This is a genomic window from Enterobacter sp. Tr-810, assembly GCF_011752765.1.
Taxonomy (GTDB): domain Bacteria; phylum Pseudomonadota; class Gammaproteobacteria; order Enterobacterales; family Enterobacteriaceae; genus Enterobacter; species Enterobacter soli.
Window position 1 is genome coordinate 1,035,254 of record NZ_VWWW01000001.1, and the last position, 24,964, is coordinate 1,060,217.

The 24,964-nt window shown below is 54.2% G+C and carries 21 protein-coding genes; 7 read left to right on the top strand and 14 right to left on the bottom strand.

All coding sequences use genetic code 11. The features are described from left to right. Positions 1-58 precede the first annotated feature (58 nt). From yeiB to F3J30_RS04900, 3 genes are all read right to left on the bottom strand, one after another. Positions 59-1,216: a DUF418 domain-containing protein YeiB gene (gene yeiB, locus F3J30_RS04890; protein WP_166716296.1), complete on the bottom strand. Its 1,158-nt coding sequence runs from the start codon at positions 1,214-1,216 to the stop codon at positions 59-61. Between the two features lie 18 nt (positions 1,217-1,234). Further along, on the bottom strand, positions 1,235-1,903 hold the full coding sequence (folE, locus tag F3J30_RS04895) for a GTP cyclohydrolase I FolE (RefSeq protein ID WP_014071031.1): 669 nt from the start codon (positions 1,901-1,903) through the stop codon (positions 1,235-1,237). Positions 1,904-2,007: 104 nt separating this feature from the next. Further along, positions 2,008-3,156: a YbfB/YjiJ family MFS transporter gene (locus F3J30_RS04900; protein ID WP_166716299.1), complete on the bottom strand. Its 1,149-nt coding sequence runs from the start codon at positions 3,154-3,156 to the stop codon at positions 2,008-2,010. Between the two features lie 137 nt (positions 3,157-3,293). Between F3J30_RS04900 and fghA the strand changes: the two genes are divergently transcribed. Further along, the gene (fghA, locus tag F3J30_RS04905) at positions 3,294-4,130 is read left to right on the top strand and encodes an S-formylglutathione hydrolase (protein WP_166716301.1); all 837 of its coding nucleotides are present in this window, start codon (positions 3,294-3,296) and stop codon (positions 4,128-4,130) included. A 111-nt stretch (positions 4,131-4,241) separates the two neighbouring features. On the opposite strand, the gene cirA is transcribed toward fghA, so the two are convergent. The 3 genes from cirA to yieE form a co-directional block, all read right to left on the bottom strand. Beyond that, on the bottom strand, positions 4,242-6,212 hold the full coding sequence (gene cirA, locus F3J30_RS04910; RefSeq protein ID WP_014071034.1) for a catecholate siderophore receptor CirA: 1,971 nt from the start codon (positions 6,210-6,212) through the stop codon (positions 4,242-4,244). Between the two features lie 224 nt (positions 6,213-6,436). Continuing rightward, the gene (locus tag F3J30_RS04915) at positions 6,437-7,906 is read right to left on the bottom strand and encodes an amino acid permease (protein ID WP_166716303.1); all 1,470 of its coding nucleotides are present in this window, start codon (positions 7,904-7,906) and stop codon (positions 6,437-6,439) included. Between the two features lie 183 nt (positions 7,907-8,089). After that, complete coding sequence (gene yieE / locus F3J30_RS04920; RefSeq protein ID WP_166716305.1) at positions 8,090-8,956, bottom strand: DNA-binding transcriptional regulator YeiE; 867 nt, start codon at positions 8,954-8,956, stop codon at positions 8,090-8,092. Positions 8,957-9,054: 98 nt separating this feature from the next. Here yieE and F3J30_RS04925 point away from each other — a divergent pair, with 98 nt between their 5' ends. From F3J30_RS04925 to F3J30_RS04935, 3 genes are all read left to right on the top strand, one after another. Further along, the gene (locus F3J30_RS04925; protein ID WP_014071037.1) at positions 9,055-10,101 is read left to right on the top strand and encodes a YeiH family protein; all 1,047 of its coding nucleotides are present in this window, start codon (positions 9,055-9,057) and stop codon (positions 10,099-10,101) included. A 64-nt stretch (positions 10,102-10,165) separates the two neighbouring features. Further along, a complete protein-coding gene (gene nfo, locus F3J30_RS04930; protein ID WP_166716307.1) occupies positions 10,166-11,023 on the top strand; it encodes a deoxyribonuclease IV in 858 nt (285 codons plus the stop codon). A 2-nt stretch (positions 11,024-11,025) separates the two neighbouring features. After that, the gene (locus F3J30_RS04935; protein ID WP_166716310.1) at positions 11,026-12,120 is read left to right on the top strand and encodes a sugar kinase; all 1,095 of its coding nucleotides are present in this window, start codon (positions 11,026-11,028) and stop codon (positions 12,118-12,120) included. A gap of 16 nt (positions 12,121-12,136) precedes the next feature. Here F3J30_RS04935 and F3J30_RS04940 read toward each other — a convergent pair whose 3' ends face one another. From F3J30_RS04940 to fruB, 6 genes are all read right to left on the bottom strand, one after another. Continuing rightward, positions 12,137-13,384 (bottom strand): NupC/NupG family nucleoside CNT transporter, encoded by a 1,248-nt coding sequence (locus F3J30_RS04940; protein WP_166716312.1) that lies wholly within the window; start codon positions 13,382-13,384, stop codon positions 12,137-12,139. A gap of 95 nt (positions 13,385-13,479) precedes the next feature. Continuing rightward, positions 13,480-14,415, bottom strand: a complete 936-nt coding sequence (locus F3J30_RS04945) for a pseudouridine-5'-phosphate glycosidase (protein ID WP_014071041.1) — start codon at positions 14,413-14,415, stop codon at positions 13,480-13,482. Further along, on the bottom strand, positions 14,403-15,344 hold the full coding sequence (locus F3J30_RS04950; RefSeq protein WP_166716696.1) for a pseudouridine kinase: 942 nt from the start codon (positions 15,342-15,344) through the stop codon (positions 14,403-14,405). Before F3J30_RS04950 ends, F3J30_RS04945 begins: the two co-directional genes overlap by 13 nt. 288 nt (positions 15,345-15,632) lie before the next feature. Next, positions 15,633-17,318, bottom strand: coding sequence for a PTS fructose transporter subunit IIBC (fruA, locus tag F3J30_RS04955; protein WP_166716315.1), 1,686 nt, complete (start codon positions 17,316-17,318; stop codon positions 15,633-15,635). Between the two features lie 16 nt (positions 17,319-17,334). Beyond that, positions 17,335-18,273 carry a 1-phosphofructokinase gene (gene fruK / locus F3J30_RS04960; protein ID WP_166716317.1) on the bottom strand — a complete coding sequence of 313 codons (939 nt, stop codon included), beginning with the start codon at positions 18,271-18,273 and terminating at the stop codon, positions 17,335-17,337. Further along, positions 18,273-19,403 (bottom strand): fused PTS fructose transporter subunit IIA/HPr protein, encoded by a 1,131-nt coding sequence (gene fruB / locus F3J30_RS04965; RefSeq protein ID WP_166716319.1) that lies wholly within the window; start codon positions 19,401-19,403, stop codon positions 18,273-18,275. Before fruB ends, fruK begins: the two co-directional genes overlap by 1 nt. Before the next feature lie 359 nt (positions 19,404-19,762). On the opposite strand from fruB, the gene setB reads away from it, so the two are divergent. Continuing rightward, on the top strand, positions 19,763-20,944 hold the full coding sequence (gene setB, locus F3J30_RS04970; RefSeq protein WP_014071046.1) for a sugar efflux transporter SetB: 1,182 nt from the start codon (positions 19,763-19,765) through the stop codon (positions 20,942-20,944). On the opposite strand, the gene F3J30_RS04975 is transcribed toward setB, so the two are convergent. Next, positions 20,941-21,195 (bottom strand): YkgJ family cysteine cluster protein, encoded by a 255-nt coding sequence (locus F3J30_RS04975; RefSeq protein WP_166716322.1) that lies wholly within the window; start codon positions 21,193-21,195, stop codon positions 20,941-20,943. The genes setB and F3J30_RS04975 overlap by 4 nt on opposite strands. A gap of 164 nt (positions 21,196-21,359) precedes the next feature. Between F3J30_RS04975 and yeiP the strand changes: the two genes are divergently transcribed. Beyond that, positions 21,360-21,932, top strand: a complete 573-nt coding sequence (gene yeiP, locus F3J30_RS04980; protein WP_008500940.1) for an elongation factor P-like protein YeiP — start codon at positions 21,360-21,362, stop codon at positions 21,930-21,932. A gap of 123 nt (positions 21,933-22,055) precedes the next feature. Here yeiP and uxuA read toward each other — a convergent pair whose 3' ends face one another. Then, positions 22,056-23,246: a mannonate dehydratase gene (gene uxuA / locus F3J30_RS04985; protein WP_166716324.1), complete on the bottom strand. Its 1,191-nt coding sequence runs from the start codon at positions 23,244-23,246 to the stop codon at positions 22,056-22,058. A gap of 205 nt (positions 23,247-23,451) precedes the next feature. On the opposite strand from uxuA, the gene F3J30_RS04990 reads away from it, so the two are divergent. Further along, the gene (locus F3J30_RS04990) at positions 23,452-24,918 is read left to right on the top strand and encodes a fructuronate reductase (protein WP_166716326.1); all 1,467 of its coding nucleotides are present in this window, start codon (positions 23,452-23,454) and stop codon (positions 24,916-24,918) included. The last annotated feature ends 46 nt before the right edge of the window (positions 24,919-24,964 follow it).

Below are 24,964 nucleotides of genomic sequence, written 5' to 3' on the forward strand. Positions count from 1 at the left end.
AAGCTCACACGGATGAAAACGTTTACATCCGTTTTGTTAATGATTGTGATCCAGATCGTTATCTGGATGTATTACTCAATGATACACCCGAAGCATGTGCGGTTAATTGCCGCCATAGCCATTCCAGTGGTCCCTGGCGGAAATAACGCAGCCAGATAACCGAAAACGCCACATTCACGACCCAGACCGGAATAACAAACGCCAGCAGTTCGAGTCGGTCGAATTTCATAAACAGACCAAAACGATAGAAAAGCGTGGTGCAAATCAGCGTTTGCAGAATGTAATTGCTCAGCGCCATTCGCCCAACACAGGCAACAGCACTCACTAACCAGAAGCGACACAGCTGCGGCCAGAAGCCGTAAATCAGCGCCGCATAGCCAATGGTCTGGAACGGTGCGCCAAGCTCGCGTGGCACCTGGAGCAGGAAGGCACACCAGCGGTAATTCCAGTCGAGATGCCACTGCATCACGATAGCCGGAACGTTAATCAGCACGCCAATGGCCACCAGCCAGGCCCCGACACGACGATAATGTCGAAAGCTGAATTCACCTTTCAGCCAGCCCGTACGCATCAGCGAGGCACCCATCAGCATCATTCCCGCCAGCTGCCAGCCGTACTGTGCCCCCAGCGCCAGAAGATTGTCGCCGAGCATATCTGCCCGGTTGCTAATGGCTTCTGCGCCACCTTTCAGCTTCCAGAACTGTTCATACTGGAGGTTAGCCGCATCCGGGATCCACGACCGATTGGTGGCGTCGCCCGAAATCATCCCCAGCAGGATCAGCACGCCAATGCCCATGAGATATAGCATCACGCCGGTGTTAAAGAGGCTTTTCACACTGTGCGCATCGCGGATCAGTCGCCAGCAGATTAAGCCGACTAACCCATAAGCCAGCAGAATATCGCCGTCCCAGAAAAGCAGGCCGTGGATAAAACCCAGGATCACTAACAGAGTCAGACGTGACTGTATCCAGCGCGTACCGCGCTTTAACAGCAACTGAAGACCGGCACCAAACAGCAGTGCGAAGAGGGTGAGGAATTTAACCTGGGCGAAAAGATCGAGGAACGCCCATGTCCAGGCATCACTACGGGTGATGTCACCGTACCACGCCGGGTTGAGATAAGCGGCCTTTGGCAAACCAAAGGCGCTGATATTAAGCAGCAGGATACCGAGAATGGCGACGCCGCGAACAAAATCGAGCGTGACATTTCGCTCCATGTACCCTGCCCTGCCTGATTAGTTGTGGTGACGCACCGCGCGCAGGAACTCCTGGCGAGTGTTCTGGCTGGATTTAAACAGGCCACCCAGAGACGTGGTCGTGGTCGCGCTGGTTGCATCGCGAACGCCACGCGCTTTCACACAGTAGTGAACCGCATCGATAGACACCGCCACGTTATTGGTCCCCAGCAGCGTTTGCAGCGCAGTCAGGATCTGTTGCGTCAGACGCTCCTGTACCTGCGGGCGCTGGGCAAAGAAGCGCACGATACGGTTAATCTTAGACAGACCAATGACCGTATCTTTCGGAATGTAGGCCACGGTGGCTTTACCGTCGATGGTGACGAAGTGATGTTCGCAGGTGCTGGTCAGCGTAATATCGCGAACCGTGACCATCTCATCAACCTTCATCTTGTTTTCGATAACGGTGATTTTCGGGAAGTTAGCGTAGTCCAGACCTGAGAAGATCTCATCGACATACATTTTCGCGATGCGGTGAGGGGTTTCCATCAGGCTGTCATCGCTCAGATCGAGATTCAGCAGTTGCATAATCTCGGTCATATGGCCGGAAATCAGACGTTTACGTGTTTCATTGTCCATCTCCTGAACGGGTGGACGCAGAGGCGTTTCAAGGCCGCGCGCGAGCAGGGCTTCATGAACCAGGGCAGCTTCTTTACTGAGTGATGACATTTATTTTCTCCCGCAGGTGTGGCTGTCTTCTGCCCTCGTTGTGGCAAAAGTGTGCGCTCATTGTGCGTGAGGCGGCGCACATAATCCAGTATTCAAGACGATAATTATTGCAATTGCTGTTGCCTTTCAGCCTGACGGTTCCAGACTAACGCGCCGCCGATAAACAGCGCAATACCCGCAAGCCCTAACGCAGGCTCCAGCTGATGCAAAATCCAGGTCGATAAGGCCGAGGTCACGGGACCCACAAGTTGCCCGACCGCATAGCCTGTGGTGAGCAGCCCGGCCATATAACGCGTATGCTGAGGTGCCAGTTCCCGGCCATACAACAGAGAAAGCTGAACGGCACACAGGAACCCGCCGCCCACCAGCAATCCGCCCAGCAATAACCCCGCGATACCCGGCACCAGCCAGGCCGCCAGTACACCGACTCCCTGCAACCACAACACAACGGCCAGCCTGCGGTTAGACGATGAGAAGTGACGCAGCATAATGCTGAGCCCAATCCCCACCACGGATGCCGCGCCAAAAAGCGGCCAGACAAACTGTGCAAACAGGCTGCCCGGGAAACGCGCGACCGCCATTTGCGATAAAAATGTCGCCGGGAGGATATACCCAAAGCCCGCCAGACTATAGCTCCAGACCAGACGCCGCAGATTGGTGGTCAGTACCAGCGGTTCAGGCGCCGTCTCAGGGCGGTGAAGCTGGCCGCCGCGGGGAAGATAGCGCGCCACCAGCGTCACCAGGATCAACGCCAGTACGCCATAAATCTGCCATGCGGCACCCGCCGGGATCGCCCTGCTTTGAATATAGACCGCCAGCAAGCCGCTGAGGGCGATACCCGCGCCCGGCCCGGCAAACACCGCCGCACTCAGCCCCGGTTTGCCCAGATATCCCAGCCGTTCGTTGGTCCACGCAGCAATGAGCACCATTGACCAGCCGCTCATACAGCCGATGGCAAACCGCAGCACGCCGTGAACTATGGCGTTATCCGCAACCGCCGACAGCAACGTCAGCGCAACCGCACCGGTTATCCCGGCCCAGAGTCGCGCTTCCACGAAACGATGCGCTCGCATGGCATCCCAGGCCCCAGCCAGATAGCCGAGGTAATTCATCGCCGCCACCAGCCCGGCGCTTGTCAGCGTAAGTTGTCCGTCCGCAATCATCAGCGGCACCTGTGGGGTGAAGGCGAAGCGCCCAATCCCCATCGCAACGACCAGAACGACAAATCCGCTGAGCGCAATACGCAGCGCCATGACCACTCCAATTGTTAAAAATAAGTTAATTTATGATGCAGTATCTTGCCGCTAAGCGGAAGTGAAAGTTACTCACAGGTAAATGAAAACTCTGTATTATGGGTTTAATGAATATCACTTCGTATAAGGAGCCTTGCATGGAACTGCTCGAAGAGCACCGTTGTTTTGAAGGTCGACAGCAGCGCTGGCGGCACGACTCCACCGTACTGAACTGCGCCATGACGTTCAGCATTTTCCTGCCACCTACAGAAGAAGGTGCGAAACCACCCGTTCTTTTCTGGCTGTCGGGTTTAACCTGTAACGACGAAAACTTCACCACCAAAGCGGGTGCGCAGGGCATTGCCGCTGAACTGGGCATTGCCCTGGTGATGCCGGACACCAGCCCGCGCGGTGAGGATGTTGCCGATGACGCCGGATACGACTTAGGCAAAGGCGCAGGCTTCTATCTGAACGCCACCGAGCAGCCGTGGGCCAGTCATTACCGCATGTATGATTATGTCCGTGACGAGCTGCCGGCATTGATTCAGGCCGAGTTTGCGGTCAGCGACCGTTGCGCTATCAGCGGTCATTCGATGGGCGGACACGGCGCGCTGATCATGGCGCTGAAAAATCCAGGTAAGTTCACCAGCGTTTCAGCATTTGCACCCATTGTGAACCCAACGCACGTGCCGTGGGGGCAGAAAGCCTTTACGCACTATCTCGGGAATGATGCCGAAAAATGGCAGGCATGGGATAGCTGTGCACTGCTGCTGGCCAGCAATGCTGAAGATGCGATCCCGACGCTTATCGATCAGGGTGATGCCGATCAGTTCCTGGCCGGACAGCTACAGCCTGCGGTGTTTGCTGAAGCGGCACGCCAGAAAGACTGGCCGCTGACGCTGCGTATTCAGCCTGGGTACGATCACAGCTATTACTTTATTGCGTCCTTTATTGAGGATCATCTCCGCTTCCATGCGGAGCATTTGTTCGGATAAGTGCGGCTACGTGCGCTCTGATACCCTCACCCTGGCCCTCTCCCACAGGGAGAGGGAACAAACACTAAAAACGGCAACTTCCGTTGCCGTTTTGCTTTTACCCTGGCGACATCAGAACTTATAATCCACGCCCACAAAGTAACGGCGACCATCTTCCGTGTAGCTGTAATCGTCACGGCTCAGATCTTTATCCAGCAGGTTCTGCACGCCGGCACGCAGCTTCACGCTTTTCGTTGCCTGCCATGCCGCGCCGGTGTTCCAGATAACATAGCCACCCGGTGTCGCTTCGCCCGACGTCAGCGCACGCTTCTCACCGGTGTAGTTCCCCTGCACATAGAACGACCAGTCCTGCGTTGCCTTCCAGTCAACGGTACCATTGGCGGTGTGGAACGGCAGTTCGGACAACGGTTTATTACCGCCGTTACTGATATCGCGGCCATCGTTATAGGTGTAGTTCAGCGTCACTTTCCAGTCTTCTGCCACCGGGAACTTCAGCTCTGTTTCTACCCCACGGATGCGGGCCTTATTGACGTTGTAATAACGGAAAATAGGTTCGCCGTCGGCGTTCAGCCCGACATAGTTCGGGTAGCTCTGAGCCTGATTGACGTTAGCCGTACGGCTGATACTGATCCGATCATCCACGTCGTTCTGGAACGTGGTAATGCTGGCCTGCACGCCTTCTAACCAGCCCTCTTCTCCGCTGTAGTACAGCCCCAGCTCGAAGCTTTCGCTGGTTTCCGGTTTCAGGTCCGGGTTACCCACAATTTCACAGGCACCACGGCATGAACCCGTCACCCAGTCCGGGCTAAGTTGCAGGAGCGATGGCGCTTTAAATGCGGTTGCCCAGCCCCCTTTCACCGTAACGGTATCGGTCGCGTTGTAGACCAGATAGGCACGCGGGCTCCAGTGATCGCCGTAGGTTTCATGGTCATCCATACGGATGCCGGTGGTCAGCGCCAGCGGTTCAAAGATGCGCCATTCGTCTTCCAGGAAGAGCGCATACTGGCTCGCAGACGTCGCGCTGCTGGAGCCACCCGTCAGGTTAACCGGATCCTTCAGCTTGTCGTGACGCCACTCCCCGCCGAAGGTCAGAAACTGGTTGATCTCAGACAGCGGCAACACGTATTTACCGTCAACAGAATTGCTTTCGGACGTGATAGTGCCAGTGTTCCCCGGGTTCTTGTTATCCACTTTTTCGCCGTAGAATTTGAGCTCGCTATTGCCCATCCCCCAGCGGCCATTGTGGCTCAGGGAGTAGTTTTGGCGCTCCAGGCGGTTTTGGTCCAGCGAGTCGGAGTCACGATCCTGGCGATCGAAACCATAGCCCGCGGTGAAGTCATGATTTTCATTTGGCGTCCAGGCGAACTCAACGTTGGCATCGCGGCTGGTGAAGCCCTCAATACGCGGCGTTTCCCCGGAGGCAGACGTGGAAGATTCTTGCTGGTCGTCTTTTTCACGCTTAGACAGGCTACCGTAGGCTTTCAGCCCCAGAACACCGTCCACCAGTGGACCACTGGTATAGAACTGGCCGTTGTAGGTGTCACCACGATCGCGGTGTTCCTGAATAGTGGAATCCGCACTCAGGGTTCCCGTCCATTTCTGGCCGATTTTTTTGGTGATGATGTTTACCACCCCACCGAGGGCGTCGGAGCCATACAGCGAAGACATCGGCCCGCGCACCACTTCGATGCGCTCGATGGCATCCACCGGTACCCAGTTCAGGTCAAAATCGTTGTGACGGAAAACCGCATTACGGGAGTTCACGCGTTTTCCATCGACCAGGATCAGCGTGTAGCTGCTGTCCAGGCCACGGATGCTGACCCCTTTACGGTTATCCCCTTCGTTGGTGAGCTGCACGCCTGGCACGTCCTGTAACACATCTTTCAGGTTCTGGACGGGTTTACGCTGCAAATCTTCCTGAGTAATGACGCTGATACTGGCCGGGGCATCTTTCAGGTTTTGCTCGGTAGCGGCGGCCGTCACCACCATTGTGTCGCCGGATTCGGCTGCGATGACAGGCAGTGCCAGGGACATTGCGGACGCACAAAGTCCTCCCCTGACGAAGGGATTTAACCTAAACATTCCATATCTCCATGAGGTAAATACAACTAAATCAAATAATTATTGCTCGCAATGCCTTGCTACCCGCCCGCATCTCCGGCTGGTCGGGTTCCTGCTTATTTTTCCGTAACGATAAAGCAAACGATAACTATTATCAATTTAATTGTTAAGAAATATATCTGTTCTTCATAATGTGGAGATAAAAAACCCGCTCGGTTGAGCGGGTTAAAAGAGAGGAAGTGCGATTATTTTTTAAATCGTTCCGGGAAATCCATCTCGCTGTAGCGAACGAATTGGGTTCCTTTCGTCAGTTTGTAACCAAACCAGATGATCAGGAACAGCGGGATACCAATGTACGTGGCCGTTACTGCGCCCCAGTCAATGGTGTCCGCAAGGAAGGCTTCATAGTTCTGACCAAGGGTAATAATCAGGCACAGAATGAAAGCGAAAATCGGCCCCAGCGGGAAGAAACCTGAACGGTACGGCAGGTTGTTAATGTCATGACCCTGCATCACATACCCGCGACGGAAGCGGTAGTGGCTGATAGCAATCCCCAGCCAGGCGATGAAGCCCGTCATACCGGAGGTGTTAAGCAGCCACAGGTAGACCGTCTGGTTACCAAACATCGAGGTCAGGAAGCACAGACCCGCAATCACAGTGGTCGCATACAGCGCGTTACGCGGTACGCCGCCACGGGACAATTTCGCGAAGATGCGCGGCGCTTTACCATCGCATGCCAGGGTGTAGAGCATACGGGTTGAGGCGTACATACCTGAGTTACCCGCAGACAGCACCGCGGTCAGGATAACGGCGTTCATCACCGCAGCCGCAGAGAGCAGACCCGCGTGCTGGAAGACCAGCGTAAACGGACTCACGCTGATGTCTTTCACATCGTTACGCAGCAGGCTCGGATCGGTGTAAGGAATGATCAGGCTGATAATCAGAATAGCGAATACATAGAACAGCAGGATACGCCAGAACACCTGACGCACCGCGCGCGGAATGTTCTTCTCTGGATCTTCAGATTCACCTGCGGCGATACCAATAAGTTCTGTCCCCTGGAAGGAGAAGCCGACAATCATCGCCACGCCAATCATGGCTGAAAGCCCGCCCGCGAACGGCGCATCGCCAATCGACCAGTTGCTCCAGCCCGCAGGTTCAGCACCTTTGAAAATACCGACGATCATTGCCACACCGACAACGATAAAGATAATGACGGTCGCCACTTTAATCAGAGAGAACCAGTATTCTGCTTCACCAAAACCGCGAACAGAGATGTAGTTCAGCAGGAAGATGACGCACAGGAAGAGTGCACTCCAGATCCAGCCCGGCGTATCCGGGAACCACCAGTTCATGACCAGCTGTGCAGCCACCAGGTCCACGGCGATGGTCACCGCCCAGTTGTACCAGTAGTTCCAGCCCAGCGCGAAGCCAAAGCCTTCTTCAACGTATTTTTGACCGTAGGTTGAAAACGAACCTGACACTGGCATATATGCCGCCAGTTCGCCCAGACTGGTCATCAGGAAGTACACCATCAGGCCAATCAGGATATAAGAAAAGAGTGCCCCACCCGGGCCTGCCGCGGAAATCGTTGCGCCAGAGGCAACGAAAAGACCTGTACCGATAGAACCGCCGATGGCGATCATCGTCAGGTGACGCGCCTTAAGTTCGCGACGTAGCGCGGGCGCTTCTGTGGTTTTAATTTCTGAAACCATGTGAAAATGCTGTCCATTTAATAAATGAGGCGCGATTGTAACAGACGATAAGCGTTCCTTCTGGCAGAAATGCCCAGTTATAAGAGACCTTCATGACTCGGTCTGGATTATAAGTAACGCAAAAAAAGGCAGGATAAAAAGAGGCCCATCCCCGGCCCGCGATGCGCCACCGGGGAGAGAAATTCAGATTTCGCAGTAACGCAGAAAACGCTGGAGCGAGCTGGAAAGATGCTTCTGGCGATGGTGAATGCACCACAGGGTTCGCACCAGTTTAGGCAGCGGCACCGGAATTTCGACCAGAGTGCCGGATTCGAGCTGTTCCGCAATCACGCGACGGGAGAGGCAGCTTATCCCTAATCCGTGGCGCACCGCGTGTTTGATCGCCTCGGAATTCCCAAGCTCCATTCCCAGCTGAAACTGCGGCAGATGGGATAACAGCAGGTAATCAACAATTTCGCGCGTCCCGGAGCCGTGTTCACGTAAGATCCACTGCGCCTGGGCCAGGCGATCCAGGGTTACCTCTCCTTCTAATAAAGAAGAAGCAGGAGACGCAAATACCACCAGCTCATCTTCCAGCCAGGGTTCAGCAATCACATCCACGTTATGACAGGGTCCTTCGATAAGACCAATGTCCACGCGGAAATCGATCACCGCATTAATCACATCCTGACTATTTCCCACGCTCATCTCCAACGGCAAAGTGGGGAAATCACGGCGATAGCGGGCAATCACTTCCGGGAGAATGTAGTTACCAATGGTACTGCTGGCGTAAACGCGGATCGCGCCGTTGTCTTCGCGGAACAGTTGCTCGATTTCTGTTGCCTGTTCCAGTAACGCCAGCGCGCGTGGATAAAGCAGGCGGCCGTGTTCATTCACCACCAGGCGCTTCCCTACCCTGTCGAAGAGCTGAACGCCAAGCTGCCCTTCAAGATCGGTCAACGCTGCACTGACCGCAGACTGAGACAAAGCCAGCATCTGCGAAGCCTGGGTTGTTGACCCGCTTTTCAGCACTTCGGCAAAAACTTCCAGCTGACGCAATGTAATGTGCATGGTTGCTTACCACTTATAAAGATTAATTATAAATATATAATCAATTTTATTTTTAAGCCAGACCGCCGTAACCTTTTAGCCAGAGAAAGGAGAAGGTTATGACAGAACTCACCCTACAGAATCATCGTACAGTGTGGCACTTCGTGCCCGGTCTTGCGCTCAGTGCCGTTATCACTGGCGTGGCATTATGGGGCGGCAGTATTCCGGCGGTTGCTGGCGCAGGTTTCAGCGCATTAACGCTGGCCATTTTGCTTGGTATGGTCGTCGGGAATACCGTCTACCCGCATATCTGGAAATCCTGCGATGGCGGCGTTATCTTCGCCAAACAACATCTGCTGCGCCTCGGGATCATCCTGTATGGCTTCCGCCTGACCTTTTCGCAGATTGCGGATGTCGGCGTCAGCGGTATCGCCATCGATGTGCTCACGCTGACCAGCACCTTTTTACTGGCCTGCTTTATCGGGCAGAAAGTTTTCGGGCTGGATAAACAGACCAGCTGGCTTATCGGTGCGGGCAGCAGTATTTGTGGTGCCGCCGCTGTGCTGGCAACCGAGCCAGTGGTTAAGGCTGAATCCAGCAAAGTGACCGTGGCCGTGGCGACCGTTGTTATCTTCGGTACGCTGGCGATATTCCTCTATCCGGCCATGTATCCACTGGTCGCCCACTGGTTTACGCCTGAAACCTATGGCATCTACATTGGTTCAACCATGCATGAGGTTGCCCAGGTCGTGGCCGCGGGTCATGCCATTAACCCGGATGCAGAGAACGCGGCGGTGATTGCCAAGATGCTGCGCGTAATGATGCTGGCACCGTTCCTGATTATCCTGGCGGCGCGTGTTAAACAGCTGGCTCCGGCGGGCAACAACCAGAAAAGCAAAATCACGATCCCGTGGTTCGCCATTCTGTTCATTGTGGTGGCGGTGTTTAACTCCTTCCATCTGCTGCCTAAAGCCGTGGTTGATATGCTGGTTACGCTGGATACGGTTTTACTGGCGATGGCAATGGCGGCGCTGGGTGTCACCACCCACGTTAGCGCACTGAAAAAAGCCGGTGCTAAGCCGCTGCTGATGGCGCTGGTGCTCTTTATCTGGCTGATTGTGGGCGGCGGTGCAATTAACCTGGTCGTTCACAGTTTGATGGCATAAACCACCTCGTCCTTCTCCTGTTAACCCGCTATCATAAGCATTTCGGGTTAACAGGAGTTCTTGTATGAAATATGTTGGAGCGCACGTAAGCGCTGCCGGTGGCCTTGCGAATGCCGCCATTCGTGCTGCTGAAATCGACGCGACCGCTTTCGCTCTGTTCACCAAGAACCAGCGCCAGTGGCGCGCCGCCCCGCTCACCCGTGACGTCATTGATGATTTCAAAGCCGCCTGTGAGAAATATCACTTCGGGCCGGGCAAGATCCTTCCCCACGACAGCTATCTGATTAACCTCGGTCATCCGGTTGAAGAGGCACTGGAGAAATCCCGTGAAGCCTTCCTCGATGAAGTGCAGCGCTGCGAACAGCTTGGCCTGACGCTGCTGAACTTCCACCCGGGCAGCCACCTGACGCAAATAGATGAAGATGCTTGCCTGGCGCGGATTGCGGAATCCATCAACATTACGCTGGATAAAACCAAAGGCGTGACGGCGGTTATCGAAAATACCGCCGGTCAGGGCAGTAACCTCGGGTTTAAGTTCGAGCATCTGGCGGCCATTATCGACGGCGTGGAAGACAAGACTCGCGTCGGTGTGTGCATTGATACCTGCCACGCCTTCGCTGCCGGTTACGATCTACGCACTCTCGAAGAGACCAAAAAGACCTTCGACGAATTCGAGCGCATTGTCGGCTTTAAATACCTGCGCGGGATGCACTTAAACGATGCCAAAAGCGCCTTTGGCAGCCGTGTTGACCGCCATCACAGTCTGGGCGAAGGCAATATCGGTCATGACGCTTTCCGCTTTATCATGCAGGACGCCCGGTTTGATGGTATCCCGATGGTGCTGGAAACCATTAACCCGGATATCTGGGCAGAAGAGATAGCCTGGCTGAAAGCACAGCAGACTGATAAGGCGGTTGCGTAATAATGAACGACAGAGAGAAGCAGATACTCAAGATCCTGCGTCGTAATCCTCTTATCCAGCAAAATGAGATCGCCGATATTTTGCAGATCAGCCGCTCGCGCGTAGCGGCGCATATCATGGATTTGATGCGCAAAGGGATGATCAAAGGGAAGGGTTATATCCTGACCGAGCAAGAGTACTGTGTGGTGGTCGGTGCGATTAACATGGATATTCGTGGCGTAGCGGATATCCACTATCCGCAGGCGGCGTCAAACCCCGGGAACATTCAATGTTCGGCGGGCGGCGTGGGTCGCAACATCGCGCATAACCTGGCCCTGCTGGGGCGCGATGTGCATTTGATCTCCGCCGTAGGCAGCGATTTTTACGGCGAAACCCTGCTGGAGCAGACCCGCCAGGCCGGAGTAAATATCTCCAGCTGCATCCGTCTGCACGGGCATAACACCTCTACCTATCTCTCCATTGCCAACCAGCAGGAAGAGACGGTTCTGGCGATTAACGATACCCATATTCTGGAAAAACTGACCCCGCAGCTGCTGAACGGCTCCAGGGATCTTATCCGCCATGCCGGTGTCGTGCTGGCTGACTGCAACCTGACGACTGAAGCTATCGAGTGGGTATTTACCATCGCCGACGATATCCCGGTCTTTATTGATACCGTTTCTGAATTTAAAGCAGAAAAAATCAAGACCTGGTATTCGCGGATCCACACCCTGAAACCGACGCAAAAAGAGCTGGAGATCCTGTGGGGCCAGCCCATCCGCTCCGATGCCGACCGCATAAAAGCGATAAATGCACTGCATCAACAGGGTGTTGAGCACATTTATGTGTGCCTGAAAGATGAGTCGGTCTTTTGCAGCAAGAAGAATGGCGAGCAGTTCCTGCTCACGCCCCCTGCTCACACGGTGGTGGACAGCTTTGGCGCCGATGATGGCTTTATGGCCGGGCTTATCTACAGCTATCTGGAAGGGAGCGATTTTCGCGACAGCGCGCACTTCGCGATGGCTTGTGCCGCGTTATCGCGCGCCAGTGTCAGTATTAACAACCCAACGCTTTCCGCGGATAACGCACTTTATCTGCTGCAAACCGCCCAGGCGTAATGCCCGGGCAGTTTCATTACAAACCAATAAAGAACCCGGCAATAGTGGCGCTCATCAGGTTAGAGAGCGTTGCTGCCGCCAGGGCGCGCATTCCGAGCTGGGCGATTTCCGGCGCACGTTGCGGCGCAATGGCGGAAAATGCCCCAACCACCACACCAATAGAGCCAAAGTTTGCGAAGCCACACAGCGCAAATGAAATAATCGCAATCGTTTTGACATCCAGCGCGCCCGCCGTTTGCAGGTATGGCGAGAGGTTGAGATAAGCCACGAACTCGTTAATCGCCAGTTTTTGACCAATCAGGCTACCGGCAAGTGATGCATCGCTCCAGTCCACGCCCATAATCCAGGCCAGCGGAGCCAGCACGTAACCGAAAATCCCCTCCAGAGTGGCATGGCCGTAACCAAACCAACCGCCCACACCGCCAATAATGCCGTTAATCAGTGCAATGATCGCCACAAACGCCATCACCACGGTTGCGACTCCGGCGGCGATTTTTAACCCCGTCATCGCCCCGCTTGCCGCGGCTTCGATAATGCTTTTGGGCGGTGATTCAGTGAATGACAGATTCTCAAAAGAGACATTCGACGCTTCCGTGGCCGGGCTTAGTATTCGGGCAAACAAAATCCCGCCCGGAATCGCCATCAGCGAGGCCGCCAGCAGATAATCAATCGGCACGCCCATTCCGGCGTAACCTATCATCATCGACCCGGCAATCGAGGCCATCCCGCTGCAAATCGCGGTAAACAGCTCATTGCGGTTGAGGCGATCGATAAAAGGTTTCACGATAGCCGGGATCTCGTTTTGCCCGAGGAATATCGTGGTGACCGCCACGAAGGATTCAATCTTGCTGATGTTCAGCGCTTTCTGGAAAATACCGCCGAGAACACGGATAAGCAGCCCCATCACGCCAATGTAATACAGCAAACTGATAAGCGCGGTGACGAAGATAATGGCAGGCAGCACGCGGAAGGCAAAGATAAAACCAGCCCCGTCAAATAGCACATCCATCTTAGGCCCTACCAGCGAACCAAAAATAAAGGCGCTTCCCGCATCGCTATAGGACATCACCTTGTGAACGCCGAACGCGGCCTGCTCTACCAGCCATTTCCCCGGTGGAAAATAGAGCATGACCCCACCAATCGCGATCTGTAGCACCAGCGCCGCACCCACGGTTCGCAGACTGATGCGCTTTTTATTGACTGACAACAGGAAAGCAATTGCCAGTAATACCACCATCCCCACCACACTTCTCATTATGTCCATTGTGAATTCCCTTCATGCCAGGAAACCCGGCGCTATCGCCAGGTTTTGGTATGTTTGCAATTCGTGGGCGACCGCTTTCTGCCCGCGCGGTTTTATCAGGCGAGGCGTTGATACGCTTTCGCTATCTCGCAGGCCAGTACGGCGTTATTGAAGACCAGTTGGATATTGGATTTCAGGCTGTCACCACCGGTTAGATCAGCCACGCGCGCCAGCAGGAACGGCGTGCTGTCTTTACCCACAACGCCCTGTTCTTGCGCTTCCCGCACCGCCTGGTCGATTGCCGCGTTGATTTTCCCTTCCGCCATCGCAAACTGCTCCGGGATCGGGTTTGCCACCACCAGGCCGCCTTTCAGCCCGGCCTGCCATTTCACCGCCATCGCACGGGCAATTTCTTCGGCGCTGTCCAGGCGAATGCTTACCTCAAACGGGCTGGTACGACAGAAAAATGCCGGGAGAGATTTGGTCTGATAGCCAATAAGCGGCACGCCGAAGGTTTCTAAATATTCGGTCGTTAATCCCAGGTCGAGAATAGATTTTGCCCCGGCACAGACGACCGTGACATTGGTATGCGCCAGCTCCTGAAGATCGGCAGAAATATCAAAGGTATGTTCCGCACCACGGTGCACACCACCAATCCCACCGGTTGCAAAAACTTTAATTCCGGCCAGGGCAGCAATAATCATGGTTGAGGCCACGGTTGTTGCGCCATTTTTTTTCGCGGCGACTACAAAAGGTAAATCGCGACGACTGACTTTTGTCACGCTATGCCCTTCACGGCCTAATAATTCAATCTCTTCTTTGCTCAGGCCAACTTTCATCACGCCGTTAATAATAGCGATAGTTGCCGGTACTGCGCCGTGATTACGAATAGTCTGTTCAACTTCAATTGCCGTTTGTGCATTCTGTGGGAATGGCATTCCGTGGGAAATAATAGTCGACTCCAGCGCGACAATCGGCTTTTTATTCTGGATAGCTTCCTGCACTTCGGGTGAGATTTGTAATAATTCAGCGTTCAGCATTAATTCAGACATTCTGCGTTCTCCACTAAGGATGTAACATTTTCAACTGACAAATCAGGGTTATTGGTATATTCGCAGGCCAGCGCCATGGATGAACAACCCTGTGCAAATCGAACGGAGTCAATAAAAGGCCTTCCATCCACCCAGCAGGAAACCAGCCCTGCCATCATGGCATCCCCGGCACCGGTAACATTAATCACCTGCGTTTTAACCGGTAAAGACCAGCCGCTTTCACCGTTGGCATGGCTGTAATACACGCCGTCGCCGCCCATGCTCAGCACCAGACGCGTTAACCCGTTTTCATGGAACCAGGCGGCGACTTTTGCCACATCATCCCTGCCGGAAAGCGTGATGCCGCTTAGGGTTTCGGCCTCCAGACGGTTGGGCTTCAGGGTGTGTATTTTGTTAAGCCGCCCGCGAATTTTGACGCACTTCCAGGCAGATACCGGGTCAACAAAGACCGGCGCATCGCCTGAATTTTCCAGCAGCCATGCCAGGGTTTCTTCACTGATATTACAGTCCGCAATAATCGCCGCTGCACTGCGAATAAAATCCAAATGTTGTTCTAAAAATGCGACCGATATCTGTTCTGATATCGTCATATCATTAATTGCCACCAGCATTTCGCCGGTATTATCGAGCAAGGATAAATAGCACGAGGTATTTTCACCTGGCACCAGAAAACATTTATCGACATGCACGCCATATTGCCTAGTTTGAGCCAGCAATGACTGCCCATAAAAATCATCACCCACTGCCGTCAGAAGCCAGGAATTTTTCCCGAGCAACGCCAGATTATGTGCGATATTTCGCCCCACGCCGCCAGGGGTAAATTTTATTTTACCGGGGTTGGAATCTGCATAATTTAATGAAGCATGTGAGTACCCGGCAACATCCATATTTGCCGAACCGATCGTAACGATGTATTCCTTTCCACGCATAGCACATCCTCTGGCAATAAAACGCCATAACAATGAGTTCGTTAAGAATAAAGGTCGTAACTGACACCACGATTTAGAGCATGTGTTCACATATGAACATATGTTTATAATATGCAGGTTTTTGACAAAGTAAATCCGCCTGCAAGTGCGAAAGCGAATAGATATGAACAGAGTCACATTTTTTTATAGATACAATTCAGGCAGGGAAACAAAGTTGAGAAGTGAGGCACAAAACGAAGACATAAAAAAAGGGCAGAGAAATCTCTGCCCTTGCGAAGTTGAGTGGGATCAGGCAACTTTTGCCACGGATTCCACTTCTGGACGTTTCAGCACTGCATAAGACACACCAGCCACCAGCGTACCGGCAATGATCGCCATCAGATAACCCAGAACCGGGGTAATAGCACCTGGGATCAGCAGAACAAACAGACCACCGTGTGGTGCCATCAGTTTCGCGCCAATCGCCATGGAGATGGCACCGGTCACTGCACCGCCGACGATACAGCATGGCAGTACACGCATCGGATCACGCGCAGCGAACGGGATTGCACCTTCAGTGATGAAGCACAGGCCCAGCACCAGTGCGGCTTTACCACCTTCCTGCTGCGCTTTATCGAACTTACGACGCGCAATAATGGTTGCCAGACCCAGCGCCAGAGGAGGCACCATACCCGCAGCCATAATCGCCGCCATCGGGGCGTAGGTCTGCGTACTCAGCAGGCCCACACCAAAGGCGTATGCCGCTTTGTTCACCGGCCCACCCATGTCGGTACACATCATACCGCCGAGGATAGCACCCAGCAGAACCGCGTTCGCCGTACCCATGGTTTGCAGCCAGTGGGTCAGACCCGCCAGGATACCAGCAACCGGTTTACCAATCAGGTAAATCATCGCCAGACCCACCACCAGGCTGGAAATCAGCGGGATGATCAGGATAGGTTTTAACGCTTCCATACTTTGCGGCAGTTTCAGTTTCGAGCTGATCAGCTTCGCAACATAACCGGCCAGGAAGCCCGCAATGATACCGCCAATAAAGCCGGAACCGGTGCTCACCGCCAACATACCGCCGATAAGACCCGGCGTCAGACCCGGACGGTCCGCAATGGAGAAGGCGATAAAGCCTGCCAGAACCGGAACCATCAGCGCGAAGGCTGAACCACCGCCGATCTGCATCAGTGCAGCCGCCAGAGTGCCTTCTTCTTTAAACGCGGTAATACCAAACGCGAACGACAGCGCGATACACAGACCGCCCGCCACCACCATCGGCAGCATGTAGGAAACACCGGTCAACAGATGACGGTAGGCTCCCGCAGACTCTTTCTTACCTTCAGTCGCACTCTGCGTTGCGCCGGTCGCCTGATAAGGTTTGGCTTCCACCAGCGCTTTATCAAACTCCTGAGCGGTCTTTTTCAGCGCCAGGCCAGTAGAGGTACGGTACATCGGCTTACCGGCAAACTTCGCCAGATCCACTTCGATGTCGGCCGCGACAATTACCAGATCGGCTTCGGCCACTTCTTCCGGGGTGATCGCATTGCCCGCACCCACGGAGCCGCGGGTTTCAACTTTTACCCACCAACCGCGTTTTTTGGCTTCGGTTTCAATGGCTTCAGCAGCCATAAAGGTATGTGCAACGCCTGTCGGGCACGCGGTGACTGCGACAACGCGTTTTGGACCAGAGGCGGCGACCGGAGCAGCCGCAACAGGTGCGCTGTAAACAGATGCATGACCTTTCGCTTCACTCAGGAACAGCTCCGGGTGTGCCACCGCGCGATTGATATCGCCCAGCCACACTTTTTTGCCGTTCAGTGCGCTATCCGCCGGGATTTTATCGCCAAGAACAACCGCCAGTTCGGCATCGCCCGGGTTATCGATAAACTCCAGATGTGCTTTGCTTGCCGCCGCTCCCAGCAGGGTCTTCGCCATATAGGCGCGAGCCTGTCCAAGACCGGAGTCAATAATCAGCAGCGTTTTCATTATTCCTCTCCTGCTGTTAGTTAAAAGGTTTTAAGTCAACGCGCGCCATCATCGCGGCTAACTGGGTACGATCGGTAATACCGACATTGCTCTGACTCACGGCCAGGGCAGCAACGGCGGTGGCAAGACGTAAAGTATGTTCACTGGATTCGCGCATCAGCAGACCATAGATCAGGCCGCCAACCATTGAATCCCCTGCACCAACGGTACTCACAACTTCAACCGATGGTGGTTTGGCGATCCATTCGCCAGACGCGTTAACCCACAACGCCCCTTCTGCACCCAGAGAAATCACCACGTGAGCGATACCCTGTTCGCGCAGCGCATGTGCAGCTTCAATCACATCTTTTAATTCTGGCAGCTTACGGCCAGCCCAGATCTCCAGTTCACGGCGATTAGGTTTAACCAGCCACGGCGCAGCTTTAAGACCCGCAACCAGCGCATCGCGGCTGCTGTCGAAAATAATGCACGGGCACTGGCTACGCAGACGCGTCATCCAGTCGGTGAACGCTTCCGGGCTGACGCCGGACGGCAGGCTGCCGCTGACGCACACCATGTCGAACTGACCAAGCCAGGTCAGGGAATCAGTAACAAAACGCTCCCAGTCAGCCGGGGTTACTTCGAAGCCGGAGAAGTTCAGGTCGGTCACTTCACCGTCTTTCTCCGTCAGCTTGACGTTGATACGGGTACGTCCCTGCACAACCTGGAAACGGTTGGCAATGCCCAGCTCGCTGAACAGCTGCTGGAAACCATCCTGGTTATCTTTACCGAGGAATCCGCCCACGGTGACATCGATACCGAGATCCTTGAGCACTTTCGCGACGTTAATCCCTTTGCCTGCTGCATGAAGGCCAGTGGTACGCACGAGGTTTACTTCGCCGCGCTCAATCTCCGGGCAAAACCCCACCAGGTCGTAAGCCGGGTTCAGCGTAATAGTCGCAACACGTCTGCTCATTATGCGCCCTCCCCAAGACCGGCCGCGATGGCATCGCCAATCGCTTTCAATGCCTGTTCAGCATCAGCACCCTGTGCGGTGAAACGCAGGCGGTGGCCTTTTTTCACACCCAGAGCAACCACTTTCATCAGGCTACGGCCATTGGCCGGTTTACCCGTGCCATCAAGGTTCGCTACGGTGATTTCACTGTCGAATTGTTTGATGGTATTTACCAGCATAGTGCCCGGACGCGCGTGCAGGCCGTGTTCGTTACGCACCACGAATTCAGCATTCAGCACATCGTCAGTCAGTGCATCGTCGCTGGTCAGCAGCGCCAGCACGGTCGCCGCATCGGCGTTCAGCAGTTTTTCAGCTTTGTTGTTCAGCAGCAGATCGCCCAGACGCTTCAGCACAGAAACCGGCTGGTCATCCGTCATGGCAACAGTCACCAGCATCGCGGCACGGTCGCCGTCAACCTCAAAGGCGTTCGCGGCACGGCTCACGGCGATAGCGCTGCGCAGGTTGCCTTCAGCACTGTCGTTCAGCCAGATACCCTGGCCCAGATTCAGCGGTTTATCGTTGATCACGTGCGCGACAAATGCCGCGTCAGCAGCGCCTGCCTCTTTAAGACGGCCAGCGTTCAGTGCCTGCAAGGTCACCAGATCGGTGGCAGCCACATCCAGCGTCAGCGTTTCATTATCCAGTTTCAGCGCTTCGCTCTGTTTTTCACCCATCAGCAATGCACGCAGCTCTTCAGCCGTGGTTGCTGATTTCAGCTGTTCTGCAACAGAGTCATCGCTCAGCACGTGCGTCAGCTGACGCAACAAACCTAAGTGCTCGTCGCTGCTGGCGGCGATGCCGATAGCCACGTAAGCCACCTGGCCATCTCCCCACAGCACGCCCTGAGGGAACTGACACACCTGAACACCGGTTTTCAGCACCTGGTCGCGGGTGTCGGTTGTGCCGTGCGGAATGGCGATGCCATTGCCGAGGAAGGTAGAGGTCTGCTGCTCGCGCGCCAGCATCCCGTTAACGTAGCCGTCAGCAACGTTGCCTGCCTGTACGAGTGCAGCGGCAACCTGGCGAATGGCCTCTTCTTTATTCCCGGCCTGAGCGCCCGGGTGAATATCCTGAACAGATAACTGGAACATGGTTCTCCTCTCCTGCTGAACTTGAATCGTTTCAGCTTAAATGAGAAAAAATGCGCTAACCTGCTCCGTCAGTTAAAACAAGATAGCGCTGAAACGTTTCAAGAAGTCTTGCTCTTTCTGCAAGGTGTTGCAAGGAAAGTTACATTTCTCGTTTCAGAATTTAGAGATGCAGCACATTTCTTCTTCGTTCAGCTGAAACTTGCTGACGTTCAGCAATCCAGTTTCAGCTAAGGTCAGCCTGAACCTGTAAGTTGAAATGCCATTTTGATTTTTTGTGGTGAAATTGACCGCACCATCTGTTTATTTTCTGACAAGCGGCGTACACTCCGCGTCTCTCATGCAATCACTGATATAGAAACATGCATAACACCCCCGCTGCCGCCTCACCAAAGCCTTTTGATTTGACGTCAACGGCGTTTTTGATTGTTGCCTTCCTCACCGGGATCGCCGGTGCGTTACAAACACCAACGCTAAGTTTGTTTCTGACTAACGAAGTCCATGCCCGCCCGGCGATGGTCGGCTTCTTCTTTACCGGAAGCGCCATCATCGGCATCCTGGTCAGCCAGTTTCTGGCTGGGCGTTCGGATCGAAAAGGCGACCGCAAAAGCCTTATCGTCTTCTGCTGTTTGTTAGGTGTCTTTGCCTGTGTGTTGTTTGCCTGGAACCGTAACTACTTTATTTTGCTTTTCGTGGGTGTGTTCCTGAGCAGCTTCGGCTCTACCGCTAACCCGCAAATGTTTGCCCTCGCCCGCGAGCACGCCGACCGCACCGGGCGTGAAGCCGTCATGTTCAGCTCGATTCTTCGTGCACAGGTGTCCCTGGCCTGGGTGATTGGCCCGCCGCTGGCCTATGCACTGGCGATGGGCTTTGGTTTTACAGTGATGTATCTGAGCGCGGCGGTGGCCTTTGTGGTGTGTGGCGCGATGGTGTGGTTTTTCCTGCCTTCGATGCGTAAAGAGCCCAAAGTGGCTACCGGTGCGCTGGAAGCCCCCCGCCGTAATCGCCGCGATGCACTGTTGCTCTTTATTATCTGCACCTTAATGTGGGGCACTAACAGTCTCTACATCATCAATATGCCGCTGTTTATTATTGATGAACTGCATCTGCCAGAGAAACTGGCCGGGATCATGATGGGTACAGCCGCTGGTCTGGAAATCCCTACCATGCTGATTGCGGGTTATTACGCAAAGCGCTTCGGGAAACGTTTTTTGATGCGCATAGCAGCAGTGGCAGGGTTGCTGTTCTATATTGGAATGCTGACCGTTCACACGCCTGCGTTGCTGCTTGCTTTACAGCTGCTGAACGCGATTTATATCGGGATCCTCGCCGGGATTGGGATGCTTTACTTCCAGGATCTCATGCCAGGTCAGGCAGGGTCAGCAACAACCCTTTATACCAATACTACTCGCGTAGGCTGGATTATTGCCGGTTCAATGGCCGGTGTCGTTGCCGAAATCTGGAACTATCACACGGTGTTCTGGATTGCGCTGGTGATGTGCACGCTGACGATTGGCTGCCTGACGCGCATTAAGGATGTTTAGGGCGCCGTGAGCGATTCCAGCTCCAGAAGATACGTCATCGCCTGCACGCGGGTGTTACCGCACATCTCAGCCGAAGGCATTAGCCCGGAACACACTTTTGGGCGCAGGGGTGAACCAAAAATCATACACAGGTTGTTTTCAGAAAGCTGAATACAGCGCGTATTAGCAGGCTTGCCATCCGGCATCCCTGGAATGGGGCTTGAAATGGACGGTGCGGTGCAACATGCGCCACAGTCTGGACGGCAATCCATAAATGTTCTCTTTCAGGGACGGATACCCGCACAATCGGGCGTGGCGCGCACAGTAACACCTTTTGCGTATTGATAGCAAAAGCCACGAAATCCACTTGCCTGAAAGGCCGCGCGCGAGTAATTTGGCGCGATATTTTTTACCTCCCGTAAACAGGATTACTGCAATGCCAAGAGCGAACGAAATTAAGAAAGGTATGGTACTGAATTACAACGGCAAACTGCTGATTGTGAAAGATATCGATATTCAGGCACCTAGCGCCCGTGGAGCAGCAACGCTGTACAAAATGCGTTTCGCCGATGTGCGTACCGGCCTGAAGGTAGAAGAGCGCTTTAAAGGTGACGATATCGTGGATACCGTGACCCTGACCCGTCGTTACGTTGATTTCTCTTACATCGACGGCAACGAATACGTGTTCATGGATAAAGAAGACTACACCCCGTACATCTTCACCAAAGATCAGATTGAAGAAGAGCTGCTGTTCATTCCAGAAGGTGGGATGCCGGACATGCAGGTTCTGACCTGGGATGGCGTGCTGCTGGCGCTTGAACTGCCACAGACCGTAGACCTGGAAATCGTTGAAACGGCACCAGGCATCAAAGGCGCTTCCGCAAGCGCACGTAACAAACCCGCCACTCTGACCACCGGCCTGGTCGTACAGGTTCCTGAATACCTGTCCGCTGGCGAGAAGATCCGTATCCATATCGAAGAAAAACGTTATATGGGTCGTGCTGATTAATTGTGGCATTTGCCGGGTGGCGGCTTCGCCTTACCCGGCCTACAAAAGCACAAATAAAAAAACCGGCTCTGTGGCCGGTTTTTTTGTAGGCCCGGTAAGCGTAGCGCCACCGGGCAACAGAACTTACAGCAGTTCCGGATACTTCGTCATCTTCAGTGCCAGCTCAACGCCACGCACTTCAGCCATCCCTTTCAGTCGGCCAATTGCCGAATAACCTGGGTTGGTTTTCTTGCGCAGGTCGTCCAGCATCTGATGACCATGGTCAGGACGGAACGGAATAGGACGTAAATCACCCGCGTGTTTACGGCGCTGTTCTTCAGCCAGGATTGCGTCCACTACCGCCACCATGTTCACATCTCCGCCCAGGTGCGCAGCTTCGTGGAAAGTTTTCGGGTTGTCTTCACGGCACGTTGCACGCAGGTGGGTGAAGTGAATACGATCGCCGAAGGTTTCAATCATCCGCACCAGGTCGTTATCCGCACGCACACCGTATGAACCGGTACACATGGTAAAGCCGTTGTAGATGCTGTTTACCGTCTCTTTCAGCCACTGCATATCTTCAATGGTGGAAACAATACGCGGCAAACCGAGAATAGGACGCGGAGGATCGTCCGGGTGAACCGCCAGGCGCACGCCCGCCTCTTCCGCTACTGGCACAATGGCACGCAGGAAGTGCGCCATGTTTTCGCGCAACTGGTTCTTATCTATATTGCCATACTCCGCCAGACGGGCGCGGAACTGATCCAGCGTGTAACCTTCTTCGGCACCCGGTAGGCCAGCAATAATGTTGCGGGTCAGTTTTTCGATATCAGCATCGCTTGCGGCGTTAAACCATGCCAGCGCCTGCTGCTGCTCTTCTGCGGTGTAATCCGCAGCCGCACCTTCGCGCTTCAGAATATGTAATTCAAATGCCGCGAAGGCAATCTGATCAAAGCGCAACGCTTTTGAACCGTCCGGCAAGGTGTATTCCAGGTCGGTACGCGTCCAGTCCAGAATCGGCATAAAGTTATAGCAAACCGTGTCAATACCGCAGACAGCCAGGTTGCGGATGCTTTGCTGATAGTTAGCAATCCAGGTTTCACATTCACCTGAATGCGTTTTGATATCTTCGTGGACAGGAATACTTTCAACAACAGACCAGGTTAAGCCCTTTTCAGCCAGCAGTGCCTGGCGCTTTTTGATTTCGTCTACCGGCCAGACCTGGCCGTTAGGGATATGATGCAGTGCGGTAACGACACCCGTTGCGCCAGCCTGACGCACATCATCAAGAGAAACCGGATCGTTCGGCCCGTACCAACGCCAGGTTTGTTCCATTGCCTCACCCTCTAAAGTTATTATACCAATATGTGTTAATGCAATGACGACTACCATACATGTTTAATGAGAAGGGTCAATACACCACGCCACATTGATTGATCAAACTCACAGAACAGGGATATTTACGGCTCACCAATTTAATTTGTTGTCATATAACTTTACACTGCCATTGTTAATTAATGGTTAATCAGGTGTGTACTTAATGAAGACTATTGCCTCCGCCTCGCTTCCTGCCCACGTCCAGCAGCCCCGCTACGATCGCCAGCAGTTACGCTCACGTATCGTTCACTTTGGGTTTGGTGCTTTTCACCGCGCACATCAGGCATTATTGACCGATCGCGTTCTGAATGCGAAAGGAGGCGACTGGGGGATTTGTGAGATAAGCCTCTTCAGCGGCGATGTGCTGATGAGCCAGCTGCGCGCGCAAGACCACCTGTTTACCGTGATGGAAAAAGGGGCCGACGGAAATCAGCCGATCGTTGTCGGCGCCGTCCATGAATGCCTGAATGCAAAGCTGGATTCCCTGACCGCCATCATTGAGAAATTCTGTGAACCGCAGGTGGCGATTGTTTCACTCACCATCACGGAGAAAGGCTACTGCATTGACCCGGCAACCGGGAAACTGGATCTGAACAATGCCCGCATTATTCACGATCTGGAAACGCCTTGCGAACCGCATTCCGCACCCGGGATCCTGGTGGAGGCTCTGCACAGACGTCGCGAACGTGGCTTGCCGCCATTTACAGTGCTTTCCTGCGATAACATCCCGGACAACGGCCATGTAGTGAAAAATGCAGTACTGGGGATGGCCCAGAAGCGCTCAGCCGAACTTGCAGAGTGGATTAGCGCGCATGTCAGTTTCCCGGGCACGATGGTCGACAGAATTGTCCCTGCCGCTACGGAAGCTTCGCTTGCGGAAATCACGCAAGAATTGGGTGTTGAAGACCCTTGTGCCATTAGCTGCGAGCCCTTTATTCAGTGGGTCGTCGAAGATAACTTTGTCGCCGGGCGCCCGGAGTGGGAAGTGGCTGGCGTACAGATGGTGCAGGACGTTTTACCCTGGGAACAGATGAAACTGCGGATGCTGAACGGCAGCCACTCTTTCCTGGCCTACCTGGGTTATCTTGCCGGATACGCGCATATCAGCGACTGTATGCAGGACGCCAGCTTCCGCACAGCTGCACGCAGGCTGATGCTGGACGAGCAGGCCCCTACGCTACGTATCACCGACGTTGACCTCACGGCGTATGCCGATAGCCTGATTGACCGTTTTGCCAATCCGGCGTTACAGCACCGTACCTGGCAAATCGCCATGGACGGTAGCCAGAAGCTGCCGCAGCGGATGCTGGAGGGTATTCGTGTTCATCTGGAACGTGGTAGCGCGTGGCCACTGCTGGCGTTGGGTGTTGCGGGCTGGATCCGTTATGTCAGCGGTGTGGATGACAGCGGCAACGCTATTGATGTGCGCGATCCGCTCAGTGATAAGATCCGCGCAATTGTCGACGCCAGCAGCAATGATGAGCGCGTCAACGCCCTGCTGACGCTGAATGAAATCTTCGGCCAGGATCTGCCGCAATCGCCGCTGTTTGTTGACGCGGTGACCCAGGCCTATCAGCGTATCGCGCAACGTGGCGCGCGCCAGGCTGTTATCGAGACGTTAAATATTTAGCGATAATTGCGCTTAACGCGAACGGAAATGTTCTCCGTTCGCGTTC